The sequence below is a fragment of the Alteromonas sp. KUL42 genome (assembly GCF_006538325.1).
GTDB lineage: Bacteria > Pseudomonadota > Gammaproteobacteria > Enterobacterales > Alteromonadaceae > Alteromonas.
In genome coordinates, this window is sequence record NZ_BJKK01000010.1 from 134,561 (window position 1) to 156,619 (window position 22,059).

Consider the following 22,059-nt stretch of genomic DNA (forward strand, 5'->3'; position numbering starts at 1 on the left):
GACCGCCGAAATAAGGTATGGCAAGGTTCGACGCTAAATTTTTTAGATTATGTTTACGGTTTTTTCTCTGTGTTACGTGGTTGGCGGAATGACTTTATCTGGTATACGGTTGCACACACTAAAAAGGAGAGAAGTGAAGATATGACACAGGCAATAACGCAGGCCATTATAGATTGGCAATCAAAGAAAGTTGGTGCACAAGAGCATTTTTACCTTGTTATATACGATCACCTTCGTCGCTTGGCTTCAAAGAATCGTCAACGGGTGGTTGAGCGTTTTGGTGAAGAAGCTATTCAAGAACATGTTAATTCTACCACTTCCTTGGTACACGAGCTTTATATCAAACTTAGTCAAAACCAAGAATTTTATAACAACCGCTCTGAGTTTTTCTTTATGGTTTCGCGCACCATTCACAATATATTGGTTGACCAGGCCAGAAAAAATAGTGCAGAGAAGCGTTCAGCAGAACTGATTGGTATAGATGAAACGGAAGATAGCCCGCAGCCCGAACACGTTGATGATGAATTTTTGGCATTGAGCGAATCCATTGAACGACTTACCGAAGATTACCCAAGGCAAGCAAAAGTGATACAGCTAAAGTATTTTGGTGGACTACTAGCAAAAGAAATTGCAGACATGTTGTCGGTAAGCCTTTCCAGTGTTGAAAAGGATATTTCCTTTGCCAGAGCTTGGCTGAAAGTTAGGCTTACAGCATGAATAAACCAATATTACATACGGTGTGTAATGGTGTCTCTATGGATGTGCTTTGGAGCATGTCGCAGCAAACATATGGTTTGCATATGGAGCACGAAAATCAGTGTAGATGGATAGACCTTAACACCGTTCCCTGTGAACTTCCTTTTAGTGTAGACAGCACCCCGTTAAAACTAAAAGTAACATCGTTCAAAAAGCAAGGAACTGACATCGTGGGTATCTACAAAAATGGTTTACCCTATAAGCTGGTTGCCTTTAGATTGTGCGATCATACCTGTGTGTCAGTTAGTGAAACCGCACTAGCATAACTGTATTAAAAGGGTCGACATAGCTGTTTAATTGTGCTGCAATGCTTTGAATAATAGGAAGTTATCGGAAGGTTGTAGGGAAGCTATGGCCAATAAAAATAATAAGCACAATGTCTGATAGTCAACATGAAAGTGAGCCTGCGAGCAAGCGCACTAGCAAGCAAAGCAGCAGCGAACACACCCAACCTTTACCTTATCACTTTGCCCAGTTACAGGGGCTATCGGCCCAGCAGCAAGCGGAATATTTAGAAGCATTAGACAACCCCACACTAAAAGGTGAACTTGAAGCGTTACTTGCAGTAGGTGATGAAAGTGATTTTATTACGCTAATTGGTGGGCAGGTAGATAGGCTTACAGGTGACAAAGCTATTGAAGCATTAGCAAATACCCGTGTTGGCCCCTTTGAATTACAGAGCATTATTGGCCGTGGTGGCATGGGTGTGGTGTATGATGCCAAACGTATAGACGGTGTGTTTGAACAGCATGTGGCGATTAAGTTTGTTTACCCCAGTATTACTGCCTTAACTGGCCGTGAAACCGTATTCTTTGAGGCCCGTTGCCTTGGCCAATTGGCCCATCCCAATATTGTGACCATTCACGATGCCGGTGAATTATCACTGGGTGCATGTTATTTCGTGATGGAGTATTTGGAAGGGGAAGCGTTGGATACCTACAGTCGCCGACCTGAACCCACCACCCAAGATTTGGTTTGTCGCATAAGCGATTTATGTGATGCCCTTGAAGCCACCCACCGTATTCACATCGTACACAGTGACATAAAGCCGAATAATGTGGTGGTCAATACCGAAGGGCGCACCAAGGTACTGGACTTTGGTATTGCGCAAATAATGGAAGGCGAGGTGTCTTCTTCCACTTACTCGTCACTAAATAGTGCTGCTACAGACGATAGGTCATCAAGCAGTAATGCTTCAGAGTCCAGTGATTCAAACGATAGCACTCCCAATAACTCATCAGGAAGCAACACTTCATCAAACATAAAAGGCATGACACTAGCTTTTGCGGCACCAGAACAGCAACAAGGCACCGTTAGCCCATTATCGGACATTTATTCCATAGGTGCGCTTTTACGTTATGTACTTTCGATAAACGCACACTACAAAAAGCTACCCAAAGCGCGACAGCAAGAACTCCAACGCATTGCTGACCAATGCATGCAGCAAAACCCTGACGACCGCTATCAGCAAGTCGCAGATATCAAACACGATTTACAGAATTGGCTGGAAGGTAAGCGACTAAGTTTTGAACCCAAAGTATCGCTGCTTGCGAGTCGCAAATGGATAAAACGAAACCCGTGGTTAAGTACGCTGTGCGTGCTTATTCTGTTATCAGTTCCTGTGGCTTTGCACTATCAAACAAAACTACAAAATGAACAGGCGCAATCCCAAGAGGTCGCCAAACACTTTGAGTCTTTTATTCGCTATACCGACCCCGCCATAGCAGGGCGGCCAATGAGCGAAGCAAAGCAAATGTTGTTAGATACCTACAACAATGTGGCCAATTCTACCCAGCTAACGCTCGCTAACAAGCATCATATTGTGGTCACTATTCTCGATAGCCTAATCGGGCTAGGTGAATACGAGCAAGTACTGAACATTGAGAAAGAGGATTTTTTTAAAATATTATTAAATATAGAACCTGACAATGATTTTGCGCTCACTCGACAGTTGATAACCGCCCAGATTAAACAAGGAAGTGATGCCAAAGCTTACGAGCGCTATCAACTTGCACTTGCGCAAAACCCAGAAGTATCGATGCGTGCGTCATTGCTGCTGGAATTAGCAATCTCTCCCATTTACGAAGACGTGTTAGGAAAGGAAGGACTCACTAAGTGGGAAGTGCTTAATGATCGCATTGTTAACAATGCGTACCTTTTCAACAACGAGGAATTGCTGGGTAACACCATCAGTAAAATTAACAGACTATATAAAGCGCTATTTAGGCAAGTGGAGGCTACAGAAAATAGAAAAGCGTTAAGTGATGAAAATATTCAATCTTTATATACACAAACAGAGGCTATGGTGAACCAGCTTCCGGTTACTCATCCAGACACCTTGGTTACCCTGCAACGATTGGCCCAGGTGAGCTTTTTAATGGGGGGCGATAGAAAGTATTCTCCGGTGCTTCGAGAAAACCTCGAAGTAATGGAGCAGGTATATGGTAAATATCACCCCATTACTATTAAAGCGCTGTGGCTTATCGGTAACGTGTTACATAGTTATGAACGTTCACTTGCTGATGCCAATATTTACTATCAGTTAGCTTATGAACGCGCCACTCAAAGTGGCTTTCTTTACAACGGACTATTTATTGACTACTTGCATTGGGCTTTGTCTTATATGGGGGAGCAGCAAGCTTTAATGGAATCAATGTTTACCTTAGATGATACCATACTTCAAAAGCTAGATTGGAAAGATCAATATCAGCTTAAGTTTAATCGCATCTGGTATACATTGGAGTTTTTTCCGGAACTGGCTTATCGAGAGGTTATCGATATTCAAAAATGGCTAGAAACTGTGCCTGACGCGGTTGCAGTGGCTGAATTTAATGTACCATCTGAAAAACTGTTTTTGGCTGTATTAAAAGCGTCGCTTGAAGGTAAGTATGCAGAAAGTATAAGTTTGTACAACAGCGGTCGTAACGTTATCGATAGAAGCAGTCCTTGGCCTGTTGACGCATTAGAAGAGTATTTATATCGCAAGCAGGGTGATTTTAATGAAAGTTTGACAATATTAGATGAATTTGTTCCAAAGCACGATGATTTGGGCCTTTTTAATCAAGATGGTTTGTTTCAGGACGCTTTTTTATGGCGAGCGCAGGGCTTAGCTGAACTAGGGAAACCAGAAGAAGCTGCCGCTGTATTACAGGCGTGTTTCGATTTTAGCTACAACTTACGACCCGAGCCGGATAATTTCTGGCTACAAGTGGTTGCCACCATGGCCGATTACTACAACTTGCCCCTTGATACTTACGAATTAGCAGTGCCGCTGATGGACAACAACTTTTTACTTACTGGCGGCAAGCAAAGGTTGATGCCACCCAAGTCTAAGGTTAACTAAATGTCTGGCAACCACGAGCACATCCAACCTTTACCTTATCATTTTGCCCAGTTGCAGGGGCTAACGGCCCAGCAGCAAGCGGAATACTTAGAAGCATTAGACAACCCCACATTAAAAGGTGAACTTGAAGCGTTGCTTGCTGTGGGCGATGAAAGTGATTTTATTACGCTAATTGGTGGGCAGGTAGATAGGCTTACCGGAGATAAAGCCATAGAAGCGCTATCTCAAACCTGTGTTGGCCCCTTTGAATTACAAGGCATTATCGGGCGTGGTGGCATGGGGGTGGTGTACGATGCCAAACGTATCGACGGTGTGTTTGAACAGCATGTGGCGATTAAGTTTGTTTACCCCAGCATTACTGCTTTAACGGGCCGTGAAACCGTATTCTTTGAGGCACGATGTTTAGGGCAACTGGCCCACCCCAATATTGTGACCATTCACGATGCAGGCGAATTATCATTGGGTGCGTGTTATTTTGTGATGGAATATTTGGAAGGCGAAGCGTTGGATGCTTATAGTCGCCGACCAGAAACCACCACCCAAGACTTGGTATGTCGCATAAGCGATTTATGTGATGCCCTTGAAGCTACCCACCGTATTCACATTGTACACAGTGACATAAAGCCGAATAATGTGGTGGTTAATACCGAAGGGCGCACTAAGGTTCTTGATTTTGGTATTGCGCAAATTATGGAAGGCGAGGTTGCGGCTACTAGTCAATCGACCATAAATAGAGCAGATTCAGAAGGGAAGGACAAAGAAGATATTTCGGGCGATACTGCTTTTTATAATTCGTCAGAAAAAAGTACCTCACAAAATGTCAAAGGCATGACACTAGCCTTTGCTGCACCAGAACAGCAGCAAGGCACCGTTAGCCCTTTATCTGATATTTATTCCATAGGTGCGCTTTTACGTTATGTACTTTCCTTAAATGCCCACTACAAAAAGCTACCCAAAGCGCGCCAGCAAGAACTTCAACGTATTGCAGAACAATGCATGCAGCAAAACCCTGACGACCGTTACCAGCAAGTCGCCAGCATAAAACACGATTTACAGAATTGGCTGGAAGGTAAGCGACTAAGTTTTGAACCCAAAGTATCGCTGCTTGCGAGTCGCAAATGGATAAAACGAAACCCGTGGTTAAGTACGCTGTGCGTGCTTATTGCTATCACACTACCTAGCGGAATTTACTATCAGCAACAGTTGAGTAGTGAAAAAGCCCAATCTCAAGAAGTTGCCAAACACCTCGAATCTTTTATTCGCTATACCGACCCCGCTATAGCTGGCAAGCCGATGAGTGAAGCAAAGCAAATGTTGTTAGATACCTACAATAATGTAGCGAAATCTACCCAGTTAACGCTCGCTAACAAACACCGCATTGTTGTGACTATTCTCGATAGCCTAATCGGCTTAGGAGAATACGAGCAGGTACTGAACTATGAGAAAGATGACGTTTTTTAAAACCTTATTAAGCATCGACTCAGAGAACGACTTTGCGCTAACTCGCCAGTTGATTACATCCCAAATTAAACAAGGAAGCTTCACAAACGCTTACCAGCGTTATGAAAGAACAATCGATGTACATCCTGATATATCATTGCGTTCCTCTTTGTTGTTAGGGCTAGCTGCAGCGGTCACATTGGATGATGTATTAGGGGATGACGGGTTTAAACAATGGGAGAACATAAATGAACAAATAATTGTTAATGCGCATTTGTTTAATGAAGAGGAGCTGCTAGACAATAAGATAAGTATAAACAGAAGGTCTTATGGAGAATTAACTCGACAAATCAGGTATACCGAGGATAGACAGCTACTTGATGAGCAAAGCATTCAGGCGATGTACGAGAAACTAAAATCAACTGTTGAAGAAATCCCGAGAATAAAAATAGAGTATGCAATTGCAGTCGGCAACTTATCACATCTAGGCTTATTGCTAAATGATGAGGCAGTGTACTCTGATGTCCTACTGGATAATCTCACTATTATTAAGCAAACCTATGGCGAAAAGCACCCTATTGTTATAAAGCTCCTTTGGAATGTTGGATACGTACTACATGGATATGAGCAAAACCTAATCGACGCTTATTATTTTTATCAAATGGCTTACCAACGTGCAGACGAACAAGCGTTCTTCTTCGACGGTTCTTTCTTTGATTATGCCGTAAGGTCGCTAAGTTATATGGGAAAGAAACAAGAGTCACTCACGCTTTTACTAACGAATTTCAGTAACGAAGTGGATGAACTTAGCTGGAAAGATAGATATAAACTTAAATATCATCTTATTTGGCAAACCTTAGAATTCTTCCCTGATATGGCCTATGAGCAAGTTGTCATATTACAGCAATGGTTAAACGCGGTGCCTGATTCTGTGGATACGACTGAATTCAATGTGCCGGCCGAGCAGTTGTTTTTAGCGGTATTGAAAGCGTCGTTAGAAGGGCGATTTGATGACAGTGTAAAGCTACTCATTGCCAACAAACATGTGATAGACGGCAGCAATGACTGGCCGGAAGATGCATTAGAGGAGTACTTATACCGCAAGCAAGGGCGCTTTAGTAAAAGCCTGCAAGTACTAAAACGATACCTACCCAAACACGATGATTTAGGGCTATATTTTCAAGATGGTCTCTATCAAGATGCCTACTTGTGGCAAGCCCAAGCTTTAGCAGAGCTTGGGCAACCTGAAGAAGCTGCCGCTGTATTACAAGCGTGTTTCGATTTTAGCTATAACCTGCGAGCCGAGCCGGATAATTTCTGGCTACAAGTGGTTGCTACCATGGCCGATTACTACAACTTGCCCCTTGATACATACGAATTAACCGTACCGCTAATGGACAACAACTTTTTACTTACTGGCGGCAAGCAGCGCCTAATGCCTGATAATTGATGTTTGGTATCTCATATCTCACATCTCATATCCCATCGTTAGGCTAGGCGCCCCAAGCGTTAATTAAAAAAAGCTGTCATCCATGCCCATTTGCGATTTCGCTGAATCTAGCGCGTCAGCGCCTACTTTTGCCATTCTGTTGTATTCACCCCTTAACCAGGTTTTAAACGCAGCTTTCATTTTGCCGCCTTTAACATGGTGCGCTATGCTCATACCTATACTTACCGAAAAGCCTATTCCCAGCTGGGTAAATGCGGTAACAACTTCGGCGTCGCTTTTGATATCGCCCATAAACATAAAGGCCGTAGCCAACACCCACGGTAGGTGCCACCAGCCAATAGAATTTGAATGTACAACATTAAAAAGTGTATCAGAGGCTATACCTTGAAAAACCAGTTCATGCCCAGACTCTGTATCGCTGTGATGCACAATAACCGAGGGCTGCGTGGTGTCGTTCCAGCTTTGGCCAAAAACGTTGCCTGATGAAATAACATCGGTGGTTTCTGACTCTGCGCGTTTGTGGTAAAGCCAACCCAAACTCACCAATTGACCCGAAGAGATTTTCTTAAGATCTAAATCGACTAATCGAAATTTAGCGATATTACCACTTGCGTCTTTTACTGTGAGGTAATCGTAGTGCGTAACAACGGTTTGAACGTCTACATCTTTCACGTAGGTGTGGCCTTTACGTGTTACCCCTTTTCTTTTAGTAACAACATTGTGGCTGCTTTTGTCTTTTTCGTGTTCTTGTACCACAAAGTGTTGCCACTTAACTTGCACACTTTCTATCTTTCCTTTGCCTTTACTGTTGTAAAACTTGGTATAAACGTCGCTTTGTTGTGTTTTTTGCAAGGTCTCAAAAATACTTTTCTTTATTATTTTGGCCAATGCAATTTGCTTCATTTCGCCTTCAACCAAGCTTTGAACGTCAATATGTTCCATTGTTCTCTCCTGCGTGTGTCAGTAACTACACAAGATACAGCGCGAAAAAAAACGCAACCAGACACGTATTTACTTTTAAATACCGTAATAAAAATCATCAAAATATTTTTCTTTTTTTATTACGGTTTTTTCTAAGCATTACGTGGCTTACTTATCATCGAAGGTCGGTTTATGTTGTGCCATAGGTAAATAAAGGGAATGGCAACATGAACAGAGCAATAGCAATACTAAGCAGTTTATTGATATTAAGTGCTTGTGGTGGAGGTGGCGGTGACGCCTCTTCAGGTTCGGGGAACCCCAGTAATGGGGGCAACGGTGGTGGTGGCGTTACGGTGAATAATGCACCAGTGTTATCACCAATTGCCAATTTCTCGATGGATGAAAATACCACTACTACCATCTCACTTCAGGCGTCAGATGCTGACGGCGATGCGCTTACTTTTGATGTAAGTAGTACAGCTGCTGTTACAACCAGTACCTCGCAGAATAGCCTTCAAATTACTGCCGGAGAAGTAGAGGAAAATACCGATGTTACTGTGTCGGTTACGGTTAACGACGGTAATGGGGGATCAGATAGCCAGCAATTTACTATAACGGTTAACAACATCATTATTAACACGCCGCCAAGCGTTGTTTTATCTTCCGAGCAACTTGAACTTGTTCCACAGCAACAAGAAATTCTTACCGCAACATTATCTGATGCTGAAAGCGATGTGGCTGACTTGGATACAGGGATATCTGTTAGTGATCCCAGCGTACTAACAGCAGGCATTATGGGTGATGGCAATGTGGAAGTTATTGCCTTAAGCGAAGGAACTTCGGTAATTACCTATACGGTATGGGATGAAGAAGGGCTTTCTTCAACGGCACAAGTAAATGTGACTGTTTTGCCAGAACCGGATGAGCCCAATGAAGCTCCTGACTTTACCATTGCCAATGAATTCGAAGGCAATAAAGTACGCATTTATCACGACAGAGAAACCGTTCTCAATGTCATTATTAACGACCCCGACTCATCTGCCCATTACTTAACGATGGAGAGATTCGAAGCTATTGCTGGATCAGAGAGCTTTCTCAATTCTTATCTCGTCAACAACGCCAATAGAACGATTACTTTTGATATGAAAGCACTACCCATCAACCAGGATGAGATGCGGTTTGAGGTGGAACTTAAGGTAGTAGATGACAGTGATAACGAAACAACCAAGGTTTATGAATTAATAGTAGAAAAGTCTGACAACGCAGCGCCTATTTTCACATTTAGCGAAAAAGAAGGGGCATTCATTATTGTTAAGCAAAATGGAACAACGGAAATAACCTACACCATTGAAGATGACGACGTGTCGAAAGTAAAAATTGAGGGTGTTGAATATTGGTACGGCGATCAAGAGAAATTCGATGTTCAGCTTGATGAAGAAAACAACGGGTTTACTGTGCATACGGAAAATGTGGAAGTAGAAGACGCTTATGGGTTCGCTATTAAATATTCCGATGTAAGCCTGGTGGGTACGGTGAATGTTGAGTTAATGGTTGGGGCTACTTTTGGTGAAGACGAGCAAGAAATGCTTGATCGTAAGCATCGTATGTTCAAAGCCCGAGAATCTATTAAGGAGTATGTGCATATCGGTGTGTTCTACTCGCAAGTGCTAGAAAATATGGGAGTTATAACTCAACAGCAAGCGGAAGACTTTATAGAGCGACTAGACGTGGACGATTCTGAGGAATATGGCTACGGCAGATTTAATCTCTACCTCAATAATATTGATTACTACATTACTATTGGTGAATTCAAGGATGAAGGCTTCAAGAGCTCTTACATAACTGTACTTGATAATTTGTTTGAGCTAGCGATGTCGATGGGGCAAGAATATTATGCCATTTTAAATGAAATGGCGGGGATGTCTTTAGGCGTGCTTCCTGAAATTACCTTTGAAAGAGAGTTGAACGAATACGACGAGGTGAACAATTATTTTAGTCGGTTTGTAGGTGTCGAGTTGTACGGTGAGTATATAGACGATGAGTGGGTGTTTGATGCGCAGTATTCGTTTATGAATGCCATTCAGGCAAGAATGATTGAAAACGCATCGCGCTATATTGATGAAGATAAGCAAGGTAACTAATAGCCTAGTACGCACTTTCATTGCGTTCATCGTTTGTAAATGAGGGATTAATTGTGAAAATTTTAAACGTTTTTCTAGTAATAACTATGGCATTTAGTGCTATGCCAGCCATAGGCAATACACTCCATTCAAAGCCTGTACACAATACTTCTGCAACAGGTTTAAGTGAAAATGCAACAGATGGCTATTATGTTGTTAAATTCAAGAATAAAGCGGTGCATCAATCTATTGTTGATGCAAAAAAAGCGAGTGTTGGCTCTTCGGTAGAAGCTCAGTCGTATGGACAAGGGGTTATTGCCAGCTTGAATGCCGAACACAAGAGAACGCTGGTGTTAGGAGCCGACCTTCTCAAAGTGAATTTACAGGGTAAAAGCGCAGATCATATGTTAATTGAATTAATGAATTCAGGGCAATTTGAGTATGTTGAGAAGCTGCAAATTTATCGTCCATTTGAATTTGATGAGACTGAATACAATGATGAGAGCTACAGTTATCAAAGATATTTTGGTAATTGGTCCCATGACTTAAAAGAAGGTTCGGGGTTTGCGCAAATGCGTTCGTCAACGGTGAATAACCTTGGCCGAAAGGTAAGGGTTGCCGTGATCGATACGGGGTCTTATCGTCATGAAGATATTGATTTTGTCGGTGGCTATGACTTTGTTACCTACGAAGGCGTAGACGACGATGGCAATATTATTGAAACAGAACGTGATCCTGACCCAACCGATGAGTATTTTAACGAAGAGACCGGTGAAACCTGCAACAATGGTCACGGACTAGCCGTTTCAAGCATGATTGCCGCCAAGGCCAATAACGGTACTGGCATGGTTGGTGCCGTGGATGCCGATATGGTTGAGATAGTACCGGTTCGTGCACTAGGTTGTGATGGTGGCTCTAATACCGATATTATGGAAGGAGTCTTGTGGGCGGCGGGTGAGAGTATAGAAGGTGTGCCCGATATAGAAGAGCCCGTCGATATTGTTAATATGAGCCTTGGCGGGTTTACTAATGGCGGCTGTCCTAAATGGGAACAAGACGTTTTTGACCGCCTACACGAGCTTGGCGTAACGGTTGTGGTAGCGGCAGGTAATGAAAATACAAATGTAGTTGACGTTATTCCAGCTTCTTGCACACGCGTTATAACGGTTGCAGCAACGGATGAGCGAGGCGATAAAGCGGAATTCTCTAATTATGGTGAAAAAGTGGATATTTCCACATTTGGTACTAATGTATTGGGGGCCTTTTTATCTACAACAGAAGATGACCAATATTCAATTGGCGGTGGAACCAGCTATTCAGCACCATTAGTAGCAGCAACCGCAGCAAGTTTGCGTTTGAAGTACCCCTCCTTAACCCCTGAACAAATTGAATCTATTATAAAGTCTAGCGCTGCAGACAACAGTGAGTTTGACGGTGCCGAAACGGTTTGTGGCAGAAGAGATTGCGGAACCGGTATTCTACAAGCGGATATTGTCATTGCCGCCATCAATAATGCTTCACAAGTAACAAGCTATCACGTCGCCCATAGGTATGAAGGTTATGACTCTGAAGGTGATGAAACATGGTTAGACGAAATGTCTGCCTATGTTAATGCTTGTCAGCTTGTTAAATATCAATGGGGAAATTTAGGTACCGAAGTTGATGGTGTGTCGTATAAGCTTTTCTTAAGTCAAAATGGCGGTGAAAAGACCGAGCTTGAAACTATAACTATTCCTCAAAAGGTTATTGAGTTGCCAAAAAATTCAATACTTTCAGTGCAAGCCTGTGTGGATGGTAATTGTGGAGAAATGCTTGATATGCCAGCCGACAACCTAGCTTACCCCGCAGTATGTGAAAGCAGTGCCGAGTAATTTATGTCGTGCGATTGTTGTTTCGCGCAAGTGCTAATAAGCACAAATGTTATGTAGCGCAAGACAAATAAAAGGCAGAAAAAAAGAGGAAGAAAAAGGAACTAACACTCGCGTGTTAGTTCCTTTTTTGTGCTTTAAACAATTAGTGCGTAACCCGTTTTACCCAACAACAAAATACCAACCACCAGTAAGGTGATAAAAACAATACGGGTAAAGTGCGCTTGATTTACTTTGTGATGTAAAACATTGCCAAGCCATGCGCCAATGGCAACACAAGGTACTAAAAAAGCAATATGCTCAATTTGTGACGCTAAGTTGCTATTAAAAATAAACCACACAGTTAAAAGCGTATTTAGCGAGAACCATACAGTAAGTAAGGTTGCGCGAAATACAGCTTTGTCTAGGGCACTTCGCGCACAGGCGTAAACCAGCAAAGGGCCACCTGAGGCAAATAAACCGTGGGTAACACCCGCAGAGAATATTAGTGCTTGGCGCACAGTTGCGTGGTGCGCGGGCGCTTCAAGATGGGCAAGAGAGCGAAGCGCAAACCAACACAAAATAAGGGCAAATATGCCTTCGGCGTAAAGGGTTGGCAAATCGCTCACCAACATAACCCCCACCAATGTGCCCAACCCCATTAAAGGCAGTATTTGTTTTAACAGAAGATGATAAGAAATATACGCTCGATAGCGGTATACCAGCGGGCCGGTCATTAAAATGTTTAAGGGCACCAACCACTGCACCAATATTGGAATGTCCATTACTAACGCACCAATGCTCAATGCAATAACGATACTGCCAAAGCCAGTCATGGCTTCAACGGTAAAGGCAATGAATACGCCTAATGCCACAACTAAAAAAGTCATGTTGTTACCTCAAGTTCACTGGCTAGTCGACGGCGCATTAGCGTTAAGTAAAGGGAAGGCGCAAGGCGGTACAACAGGCTTGAAAGATACGTAAAGGTATCGGGGAACAGTCGGGGTTTTCTTTGTTCTGCTGCGCTAATTATGCGGCTTGCCATTAGGGCACTACTGGTTATAGCGCCCACCATAGAGCGTTTATGAGTTGCTTTTTCACCTTGACCATTTAACGCATTGTGTTCAATGGGCGTATCTAAAAAGCTGGGGTACACCATTAGTATGTGTTTATTGGTGTTATGCCACTCTGCTCGTAACGTTTCAAAATATTGGTGCAATGCCGATTTCGCTGCGCAATAGCCCGCGCGCCCAAGCACAGGCATCCAACCAGCCATAGAGCCAATGTTCACAATACAAGCGCGCTCGGTTAATAGCGGTAACAACACTTGGGTAAGTTGCACCGGCGCTAAGTAGTCTATACGCATCACTTTTTCGATAACTTCAATATGCGTATTGCTTGCCAGCGAACGGTGGGTAATACCGGCGTTGTTGTATAGCGCATCAATACGTAAGTGCTGTTTTTCCAGCTTTTCGGCTAGGTTGGCAATGGCGCCGCGCTCACTTAAGTCACAGGTGAAATACACACTGCAATGCAGTGAATTAGCTGCGCGTTCTAGCGCCTTTTCTTGAATATCTATTAATACAAGAAAATGCGTTGTTGATAATTGTTGTGCTAAGGCAAGCCCTAACCCAGATGCAGCCCCTGTAATTAACGCAACAGGCTTGTTTGCTGTGTTTGTTTGAATCATGATGCTCAATACTTAAGATTTTGCTTTACGTAAAAATCGAAAACTTCTCGCGAGGTTTTCTCAGGCTTATAGCCGAATACGGTTTTTAATGCATGATTATCAAGCACCGGCCGGTAGCGCAAAAAGTCGAGTTGTTCTGCACTGTATTGCGTAAGTTTTAATGCATGACCTGCTTTCAAAATAAATGAAAGTAAGCCTGAGGGCACTTGTACTAACGGCTTGTTCAACACCTGTGCTATTTCTGCCATTGTCATAGCGCCATCACCGGCAAGGTTAAACTGCCCCACCTGACTTTGCGCAACCCCTTGGCTGATAATATTGACTACGTCTTCGTCCCAAATAAATACAAAGGGCGAGGGCGAGCCCTTAATTCCCAACAGCCTTTTTTTGGTAAACAAGTTGGTGATTTGGTTTTTGGTGTGCTCGCCAAGTACAGTGCCAGGACGTAACACCAACTGCTGAAGTTGCGTGTGGTGATGTCGATAATCGGCAAGCATCTCTTCAACGAGGCGCTTGTGCTGAGAATAGGCAAAGTGATCATTTCCACGCAGAGGATGTTGCTCGTTTAGCCAGTCAGGGTTATCGGCATGGTAACCATAAGCAGCACCACTGCTGGTAACCGTAATATGAGAAACGCCGTGTGCTACACAACCCTCTAACACATTGCGCGTGCCATTTACGTCAATATCATAATCTTGAAAGCGGTTGTGACTGGCTTGCATCACGCTGGCAAGGTGAATAACGTGCGTTATTTTGTGAGCGGATATCACGTCGTGTAATTCGGTTGAGCGAATGTCAACACAGTAATAAGGGTAGAGTTGCTGTGAACTAGGGCGAATATCAATACCCACAATATTGTGCATTGTGCCCAGCTTCTTAACTAAGCGTTGCCCGATATAGCCTTCGCTACCAGTAATTAAAATATTATGACTCATAAAAGCACCGCGTAGTTGAAGTGTTTTGACGCGCACGTTTGCGATCACTCATTTGCCAAAAAAGACTTAGGCTTAGCCCCGAAATAAGGTGCCATATCCCCCAAGCCGCGGCGACAATGGCCATGCCCGTAAGGTCGGAGAAAAAGGTAAAGATAATGCCTAAGCCTAACCCTGAGTTTTGTAGCCCCACTTCAAGGGTAATGGCCCGTCTATCAGGCACGCTTAGTTTTAACGCCGTGGCACTGCCATAGCCGATAAGTAACGCCATGGCGTTGTGCACAATTACCGCCAATAAAAACAAGCTTGCGCCATCAATGAAACGCTGCCAGTTCATGAAAAGGGCAATAGCCACAAAACCAAACAGCGTAAATAGCGATATGAAGCGAAAGAATGGCTCGCTTTTTTGTGCAAAATGAGGCCATTGCTGCGCGCAGGCTATGCCTAAAACAAGCGGTAGTGCCAATACAAATGCAACAATGGTTAGCATGTCTGTGACCGACACAGAAATATCGCTGAGTAGGGCGTGAGTACGCGGGTTTATGGCGGCATAAAACATAAAGTTAATTGGCGTAAGCAGGCAGGCCAGCAAACTGGCGATGCCAGTCATACTGACAGAAAGCGCGGTGTTTCCTCCAGAAAGATAGGTCATTAGGTTTGAAAAGCTGCCGCCAGGGCAGCAACTGACCAGCAGTAAACCAAGGGCAATTTCACTTGGCATAGGAATTAACCACACCAATAAGCAGGTTAATGCCGGAAGTAAAATGAACTGCGCGGCCATGCCTACCATAGGCCCTACGGGCTGTTTGGCAATTCTTCGAAAATCAGCGGTGGTTAAGCTTAGCGCAATACCAAACATCATTAATGCCAGTACTGCGTTTAGGGTAAATAAAGTAGCTGAATTCATTTAGGTACTCGTTGCCAGTTCATGCATTTCAGTTGATAGCGCCGACAAGTAATCTGCTTTATGTACGTAGTAAGCCATGCGCTCTAACGGTAAGTAGTGCATGCCACCGTCAATTCGCTGCCCTGATTTTGCTTTTACTCTGCTAAAGAAAGCCTCTGCGGTGCGAGGGGCGGTTTGCTGAAGGTGAACCACATGAGCGACCAGTTTGGCTTGTTCATCCCTTCCTTGCCAACCAAGCCCAGCCGCTTCAACCATACCCATCACGAATAAGTTTGGGTGTAGTGGGTTAAATACATTGAGGTACAACTGCGGTGCATCGCCTTTCCAGTTTAGGTGCAGACGGTCGATAAACGGGTAATGAAGTTTGTAACCTGTGGCGTGTAAAATAAGGTCATAATGGCCTTTGGTACCATCACTAAAGTCAGCGCCCTCTGCGGTAAGACTAGAAATACTTGGGCGAACAGTAATATCACCGTGACCTATGTGATGTAAAAACAAAGAGTTAATAACAGGGTGCGACTCATACATTTTGTAGTCAGGATCAGGCAAACCATAACTGCTCGGCTTTCCTGAAATAAGGCGTACCAATGTGCCGTCTATACGCTGCTTTAACCAATTCGGTAAACGCAATTTACCGCCCAAGGTGTCGGTGGGCTTGCCCGCAACAAATTTAGGCAAAAAGTAATACCCGCGACGTACCACCATGTCTACGTGTTTAGCGCGATGAACTGCATCAACTGCAATATCGCAGCCGCTGTTGCCACAACCTATAATTAATACTCGCTTATCGGCAAATACATCAGCGCTTCGGTACGACGAACTGTGCATTTGTTCACCGTCAAATTGCCCTTTAAATTGCGCCTGCATAGGTTCGTGCAACGTACCGTTGGCTAATAAAACACCTGCTGCAATCACTTCGTATTGTCGCTCGTCACAACGGTAGATAACGCGCCATTCACCATTAAGGGGTTCAACACGTTCTACCCAGCAATTAAATTTGTAGTGTTTATATAAATCAAAGTGTGTTGCGTAATCTTGAAAATAACGCTTCAGCTGGTCGTGACGCGGATAGGTAGCTACGTCTTCTCGCATGGGAAAGTCTTCAAATTCCGTCATGCGTTTTGATGAGATCAAATGTGCAGAGTCATACATGGTACTGGTAGGACTATCAATGTCCCATAGCCCACCAACGTCGCTGTGCGCCTCTAAACCTAAAACATTAATTCCTTTCTCGGCTAATCGTCTTACTGTGCAAAGTCCCATAGGGCCAGCACCAATTACGACATAAGGTTTCATCTTGGTGTTCTCTTTCTTAAAGTATGAAAAGAAGATTAACAAAGATTTTACACTTTCACCTTGCACACAAAGGACAAAAAACTAGTTAATTCGGGTCATGCAAAGTATGCTTAAGCCAATAACGCTTTTTCTTTGAGTAATGACACTTATGAGTGCCAGTGTAACGCAGAGTTTTACACACGCTATTTTGAACCAGCTACAACAGCTGGGCATTCACATTTCCCCGCCATTATTAACGTTAATACGTCAACACAATGAACAAGGGCGGTTACCGCTAGCCATACAAGATTCATTGTGGATGGAGCTTGAGTCTCATCGTATTGAAGGGTTGGGCCTTAAGATAGGCTTGTCTATGCTGCCGCAAAACTTCGACAGTATTGGTTTTTTACTGTTAAGCAGTCCTTCGTTGAGTGTGGCAGTAGATAGCCTTATCAACTATTCCCCCATAATTGGTGAAGGTGGTGTTTTTGCCAAAGCGCATTCAAAAGAAGGCTGGTGCTTAAAGTATGAGGCCATATTCACAAGCGCAGTAAGCATGAGAATAGAAGCCATATTTTCAAGTATTGCCACTGGCGCGCGCTGGGTTGCAGGAAAAAACATTACCCCTGTAGCGGTATATTTCAGTCATGAACCGCAAGCGCCAATGACGCTATACAAACAAGCATTCGGTAACGCTAGCGTTTGTTTTAACCAACCTCAAAATGCGGTTGTATATGATGAGGTCGATTGGCATTTTAGACAGCGAGAGGTAAATAGCGCGGTACAGGCACAGATGTTGTCGCTTGCTAACCAGCAACTTGCTCAGCTAAAACCACAGACCTTCGTGGAACAGGTTAGTGCGTTACTTACCCATCAGCCGTGGCTGTCTCGGGCGCAAATAGCCGCGAGTTTGGCGGTTAGTGAACGTACTTTACAACGACGCTTGAGCGATTTGAATGTAAACTATCAAACACTGTCGCAAGATATTCGAAAGCAGCACGCGCTAGCACAAATCACCAAACCAAATATTACCCAAGCCAGTTTGGCTGAATACTTGGGATACAGTGATGAAAGTGCCTTTGCCAAAGCTTTCAAGCGCTGGACAGGTATGAGGTTTAGAGAATACAGGCTTAAACAGCACTGATAAAATCCGCGGGCTTAAGCAAGCGTTTGCTAATCGTAGTGTGAGTTTGAGCTAATTGCGATGGGCATACCATAGACATGCCCATCGCGCTGTTTTTGACGTTAGTTATGAAGCAATGCGTTCGTAACTGCGATAATGTGCTCGCCAAAACGTCTTCTGTATCTTTTGTGTTAATTCCTGCTCTGTTTGAACAGGGGCAACACCGTCTTCAACTGCGGCTATGGCAATACTTAATGCAATTTTCTGGCTGATGCTTTGAATGTCGCTAAGGGGAGGAAGTAACCCTCCTTTACCCGTTAGCACAAGAGGCGAACTTTCAGCCAACGCATTACTGGCGCTCATTAGCATGGCGTTGGTCACTCGTGTTGCACCACAGCTAACTACCGCTAACCCAATTGCGGGAAAGACATAGCTATTGTTGCTTTGACTTATTGTATGCTCAACTCCTTCAAGTATTACATTATCAAACGGGCTACCCGTTGCGACCAATGCATTGCCGTTTGTCCAATGTAGAATATCACTGGGCGTAGCTTCAGCAAGGCGAGAAGGATTGCTCAATGGCAGTACCACAGGTTGCTTGCAGTGAGCATACATGGCTTCAATTACCATTTGGCTAAATAAACCGGCTTGTCCACTTACCCCTATGAGCATGTCGGGTTTGATGATATGGATGAGATCAGTTAACGACGCATTTGGATGTTGTGCCAACGCCTGTGGTGGGGAGACTCTGGCCAAGCGAGCCTGAAAAGGCCTCATGTTTGGCGTGTCGTGGGTTAGTAAGCCGTCTTTGTCTATCACATAAACACGCTGGCGCGCTTGTTCATCTGTTAAACCCTGTGCAACTAACCTTTCTACCCATTGCTCTGCAATACCGCATCCTGCTGAACCACCGCCTACGAACATAGCGCGCTGTTGAGTAATATCAACGTTTTTAGCTCTACAGGCGGCGAGCATAGTGGCTACCGCCACCGCAGCCGTGCCTTGTATGTCGTCGTTAAAGCAGCAGAAATCGTTGCGATAACGTTCTAAGAGCGGCATGGCGTTGTGTTGTGCGAAGTCTTCAAATTGAATCAATGCATCAGGCCAGCGGCGCCGCGCAGCCTGCATGAAGGCGTCGAGAAACGCATTATATTGCGATTGATCAATACGAGGGTGGCGACAGCCCATGTACATGGGGTCATCAAGTAGCGTTTGATTGTTCGTGCCTACATCTAACATAACGGGCAAGGTATACGCAGGGCTAATACCTCCGCATACGGTGTACAAGCTTAGCTTTCCAATGGGAATGCCCATGCCGCCAACACCTTGATCGCCCAAACCTAATACTCGCTCGCCATCGGTGATCACAATGACTTTCACATTGCGCTTGGTGGCATTTTGTAAAATGGCATCGATACGATCTTTCTGATGATGTGCAATGAACAAACCCCGTGCGCTGCGATATATATCTGAAAAGCGCTCACACGCTTCTCCAACCGTAGGGGTATAAATAATGGGCATCATCAAATCTATGTGCTGTGCCACTAAGCGATGGAACAGGGTTTCATTATTGTCTTGAATATCTCTTAAGAAGATATGTCTTTCCATATCACTAGAGAGTTCTTGGTATTGCTGAAATGTGCGTTCTACTTGTTGTTCTATGGTCTCAAAGCGAGGCGGTAGCAAGCCGTCCAAATTAAATGCAATGCGCTCGTGTTCCGTGAACGCACTGCTTTTGTTTAGCAAAGGCATGCCAAGAAGTTTTGGCCCTGCGTGGGCCAAATACAAAGGCTTTTGTTGTTTATTTTGCATAGTTAAATGTATCGATTAAATGAATGAAGGCTACACGCATAATTTAGAAAACCAGTGGCGCAAGCCATACTGCCAACGCGGTAACCAGCAAAATACTGATGATATTGAGAATGAAACCCGCTCGAACCATGTGTGGAATACTGATGTAACCCGACGAAAATACAATGGCGTTCGGCGGTGTTGCTACCGGAAGCATAAACGCACAACTCGCGGCAAGTGTAACGGGAAGTATCAACATCATAGGCTCGCCGCCCATTTCTAAAGCCAACACTGCGACAACAGGTAAAAAAGTGGCTGCGGTGGCTAAGTTGCTGGTTAATTCGGTTAAGAAGATAACCAAGGCGGTGGCGCACAATACCAGCGTAAACATGCCAAACACATTTAAGTTAACTAGACCTTCTCCAAGCCACTGCGCTAAGCCGGTTTGCGACACTGCGGCAGCTAAGCTCAGACCTCCGCCAAATAGCACCAATATGCCCCACGGAATGGCTTTCATATCGTTCCATTCCATAAGTGAACCGCTGCCTTTGCCGTTTGGAATAACAAACAGTGACACGGCTGCTAACATCGCGATACCTGCGTCGGATAAACCGTCTATCGATAACCAATTAGCTAGTAACGGGCGTGTCATCCACGCCAATGCTACCAAAGCAAAAATAGTTCCCACACGCCATTCTTCTATGCGAATTGGGCCTAGTGCTTGGCGCTGCTTGGCGAGTTCTATTCGCGCTGAATCTGGTGTTACGAATGACACAGGGTAAATCCAGCGTGTTAATGACAACCATGCGATAGGCAGCAGGGTAATACTCAGCGGTACACCAATTAGCATCCACTTTGCAAAATCGAGTTGCACGTTGTAGGTATCGTTCATGAAACCCACTAAAAAGGCATTGGGAGGGGTTCCCACAAGTGTGGACATTCCACCAATGGTGGCAGCGTAGGCAATACCTAGTAGAAGCGACAATTGAAAATTGCGTTTTTCTCGCTCAGAAAAGCCCGAGGACTTTCCTTCCAGCGTAGATACAATCGACAGCGCAATGGGTAACAACATCATAGTGGTCGATGTGTTTGTCATCCACATGCTCAAAATGGCACTCACAATCATAAAGCCCAAAATGATAGAACGGGCAGAGCTACTCACATAACTTAAAATGAAATAGGCAATACGTTTGTGTAAATTCGCTTTCTGTAACGCGGTTGCAATTATAAACCCACCTAAAAATAAGTAGATGGTCGGGTTGGCATAAGGCGCTGATGCCGCTTTTATCGATAAAATATTAAGTGGTGCGAATACCACAAGCGGCAGTAGCGCAGTAACTGCTACATGCACGGCTTCAGTTGACCACCAAATGGCCATCCATGTTCCCACAGCTGCGGTCATCCATGCGGTTTCGCTAAGCCCACTAGGCTCCGGCAAGCTAGCTATTAGCAGGAACATTAGCGGGCCAAGCCATAAACCCACTTTCTGATAGGTTGTTTTAGCGGCTTGCGATATTGAAGGCGTTGTAATTTGCTTATCTACTGTCACCGCAACTACCCCTTAACCTTTTCCGGGAACAGATATTTAACGGCATGAGGTACTATTTTGGTGCTGCTATGCCCTACACCTTGAACAACTTCTATGCGCCATGGCGTTTGAACTTCACGTTCGACCGCTTTATTCATGGCATTGGCATAAAAAGAAAGGCCACGTGAAAACACGTTACGTCCTTGGGCGTTTGCTTTATCGCTATTGCTTAGTGCTTTTGTGCGCGGCCCCATGTCTTGGTCGCCTAACATAATAGTTAGTGGCTGCTGTAACCATGTGTCTACGTCTTCAAGGGCATGTTGTGTATTGCCAAGACCAAAAGGGTAGGGTGTTGAATCGGGCATGGTGAAAAATGCAGGGTTTGCTGCAACCGCTTGAGAAACCGGTGCGTTAGGCCGATTGAGCATATAAGTATGTACAAAGCCACCGCCAGCAGAGTGCCCGTACAGTGCAAATGTGTCTTGGGTTGACTGAAATTTAACAACAAAGTCGTTAAAGACTAACTCGGGGACGGAATAAAACTGATGAGATTCGGGTAGTGCGTCCCCCTTACTGTCAGTGTATCCACCAAGGTTATACAGGTACTCACTGTCGCAAACTTGTAAACTACATCCAATGGCCAGTACGATAATATCGTGTTTCAGGGCGATGCCCTTCCATTGATCTCTATAGTCATCCGCATTGCGTCTGGCGCCGGGAACAACCAGTAGTATTGGGGTATTCGGTGTGGCTGACTGGGGCACAATAAATTCTACATTAATGTTGCCACCTGCCCACTGGGAAAAAAGATAATTGCCAATTTCACGCCCTTGCCAAGGCTGTGAAGGAATGGCGGCACAAGCGCTTTGGAAAAACGAAAGCACAATTAGCGCTGCTGTCATAAAAGCTTTTTTAAACATAGTACATCTCTTAAAT

17 protein-coding genes are annotated in these 22,059 nt (G+C 44.3%); 8 read left to right on the forward strand and 9 right to left on the reverse strand.

The window, feature by feature from the left end; all coding sequences use genetic code 11:
* Positions 1-141: 141 nt before the first annotated feature.
* From EYR97_RS14250 to EYR97_RS14270, 5 genes are all read left to right on the forward strand, one after another.
* On the forward strand, positions 142-717 hold the full coding sequence (locus EYR97_RS14250; protein WP_131094331.1) for an ECF-type sigma factor: 576 nt from the start codon (positions 142-144) through the stop codon (positions 715-717).
* Positions 714-1,022: a hypothetical protein gene (locus EYR97_RS14255; protein ID WP_131094332.1), complete on the forward strand. Its 309-nt coding sequence runs from the start codon at positions 714-716 to the stop codon at positions 1,020-1,022. The genes EYR97_RS14250 and EYR97_RS14255 overlap by 4 nt, the downstream gene beginning before the upstream one ends.
* Before the next feature lie 110 nt (positions 1,023-1,132).
* Positions 1,133-4,099: a serine/threonine-protein kinase gene (locus tag EYR97_RS14260; RefSeq protein ID WP_131094333.1), complete on the forward strand. Its 2,967-nt coding sequence runs from the start codon at positions 1,133-1,135 to the stop codon at positions 4,097-4,099.
* The gene (locus EYR97_RS14265; protein ID WP_131094334.1) at positions 4,100-5,560 is read left to right on the forward strand and encodes a serine/threonine-protein kinase; all 1,461 of its coding nucleotides are present in this window, start codon (positions 4,100-4,102) and stop codon (positions 5,558-5,560) included.
* The gene (locus tag EYR97_RS14270) at positions 5,538-6,989 is read left to right on the forward strand and encodes a tetratricopeptide repeat protein (protein WP_131094335.1); all 1,452 of its coding nucleotides are present in this window, start codon (positions 5,538-5,540) and stop codon (positions 6,987-6,989) included. Before EYR97_RS14265 ends, EYR97_RS14270 begins: the two co-directional genes overlap by 23 nt.
* A 63-nt stretch (positions 6,990-7,052) precedes the next feature.
* Here the strand turns inward: EYR97_RS14270 and EYR97_RS14275 are convergent, their stop codons facing one another.
* Positions 7,053-7,931 carry a hypothetical protein gene (locus EYR97_RS14275; protein ID WP_131094336.1) on the reverse strand — a complete coding sequence of 293 codons (879 nt, stop codon included), beginning with the start codon at positions 7,929-7,931 and terminating at the stop codon, positions 7,053-7,055.
* A gap of 206 nt (positions 7,932-8,137) precedes the next feature.
* Here EYR97_RS14275 and EYR97_RS14280 point away from each other — a divergent pair, with 206 nt between their 5' ends.
* Together EYR97_RS14280 and EYR97_RS14285 are read left to right on the forward strand one after the other, a co-directional pair.
* Positions 8,138-10,051, forward strand: coding sequence for an Ig-like domain-containing protein (locus EYR97_RS14280; protein ID WP_131094337.1), 1,914 nt, complete (start codon positions 8,138-8,140; stop codon positions 10,049-10,051).
* A 53-nt stretch (positions 10,052-10,104) separates the two neighbouring features.
* Positions 10,105-11,901, forward strand: a complete 1,797-nt coding sequence (locus EYR97_RS14285) for a S8 family serine peptidase (RefSeq protein ID WP_131094338.1) — start codon at positions 10,105-10,107, stop codon at positions 11,899-11,901.
* A gap of 134 nt (positions 11,902-12,035) precedes the next feature.
* Here the strand turns inward: EYR97_RS14285 and EYR97_RS14290 are convergent, their stop codons facing one another.
* Genes EYR97_RS14290 through EYR97_RS14310 form a run of 5 tightly spaced genes read right to left on the reverse strand, consistent with a single transcriptional unit; the run spans position 12,036 to position 16,702 of the window.
* A complete protein-coding gene (locus tag EYR97_RS14290) occupies positions 12,036-12,767 on the reverse strand; it encodes a sulfite exporter TauE/SafE family protein (protein ID WP_131094339.1) in 732 nt (243 codons plus the stop codon).
* Entirely contained in the window at positions 12,764-13,567 is an 804-nt protein-coding gene (locus tag EYR97_RS14295; protein WP_131094340.1) for an SDR family oxidoreductase, read from the reverse strand. Before EYR97_RS14295 ends, EYR97_RS14290 begins: the two co-directional genes overlap by 4 nt.
* Before the next feature lie 5 nt (positions 13,568-13,572).
* Positions 13,573-14,502: an SDR family oxidoreductase gene (locus tag EYR97_RS14300; protein WP_131094341.1), complete on the reverse strand. Its 930-nt coding sequence runs from the start codon at positions 14,500-14,502 to the stop codon at positions 13,573-13,575.
* Positions 14,492-15,406 (reverse strand): bile acid:sodium symporter family protein, encoded by a 915-nt coding sequence (locus EYR97_RS14305; protein ID WP_131094342.1) that lies wholly within the window; start codon positions 15,404-15,406, stop codon positions 14,492-14,494. Before EYR97_RS14305 ends, EYR97_RS14300 begins: the two co-directional genes overlap by 11 nt.
* Positions 15,407-16,702: an NAD(P)/FAD-dependent oxidoreductase gene (locus EYR97_RS14310; protein ID WP_131094343.1), complete on the reverse strand. Its 1,296-nt coding sequence runs from the start codon at positions 16,700-16,702 to the stop codon at positions 15,407-15,409.
* A gap of 148 nt (positions 16,703-16,850) precedes the next feature.
* Between EYR97_RS14310 and EYR97_RS14315 the strand changes: the two genes are divergently transcribed.
* Positions 16,851-17,825 carry an AraC family transcriptional regulator gene (locus EYR97_RS14315; RefSeq protein WP_131094344.1) on the forward strand — a complete coding sequence of 325 codons (975 nt, stop codon included), beginning with the start codon at positions 16,851-16,853 and terminating at the stop codon, positions 17,823-17,825.
* Between the two features lie 105 nt (positions 17,826-17,930).
* Here the strand turns inward: EYR97_RS14315 and EYR97_RS14320 are convergent, their stop codons facing one another.
* The 3 genes from EYR97_RS14320 to EYR97_RS14330 all read right to left on the reverse strand — a co-directional run bounded on the left by EYR97_RS14320 (position 17,931) and on the right by EYR97_RS14330 (position 22,043).
* Positions 17,931-19,616 carry an NAD-dependent malic enzyme gene (locus tag EYR97_RS14320; RefSeq protein WP_131094345.1) on the reverse strand — a complete coding sequence of 562 codons (1,686 nt, stop codon included), beginning with the start codon at positions 19,614-19,616 and terminating at the stop codon, positions 17,931-17,933.
* Between the two features lie 43 nt (positions 19,617-19,659).
* Positions 19,660-21,054, reverse strand: a complete 1,395-nt coding sequence (locus EYR97_RS14325) for a DASS family sodium-coupled anion symporter (RefSeq protein WP_131094386.1) — start codon at positions 21,052-21,054, stop codon at positions 19,660-19,662.
* A gap of 95 nt (positions 21,055-21,149) precedes the next feature.
* Complete coding sequence (locus tag EYR97_RS14330) at positions 21,150-22,043, reverse strand: alpha/beta hydrolase (protein ID WP_131094346.1); 894 nt, start codon at positions 22,041-22,043, stop codon at positions 21,150-21,152.
* Positions 22,044-22,059: the final 16 nt, after the last annotated feature.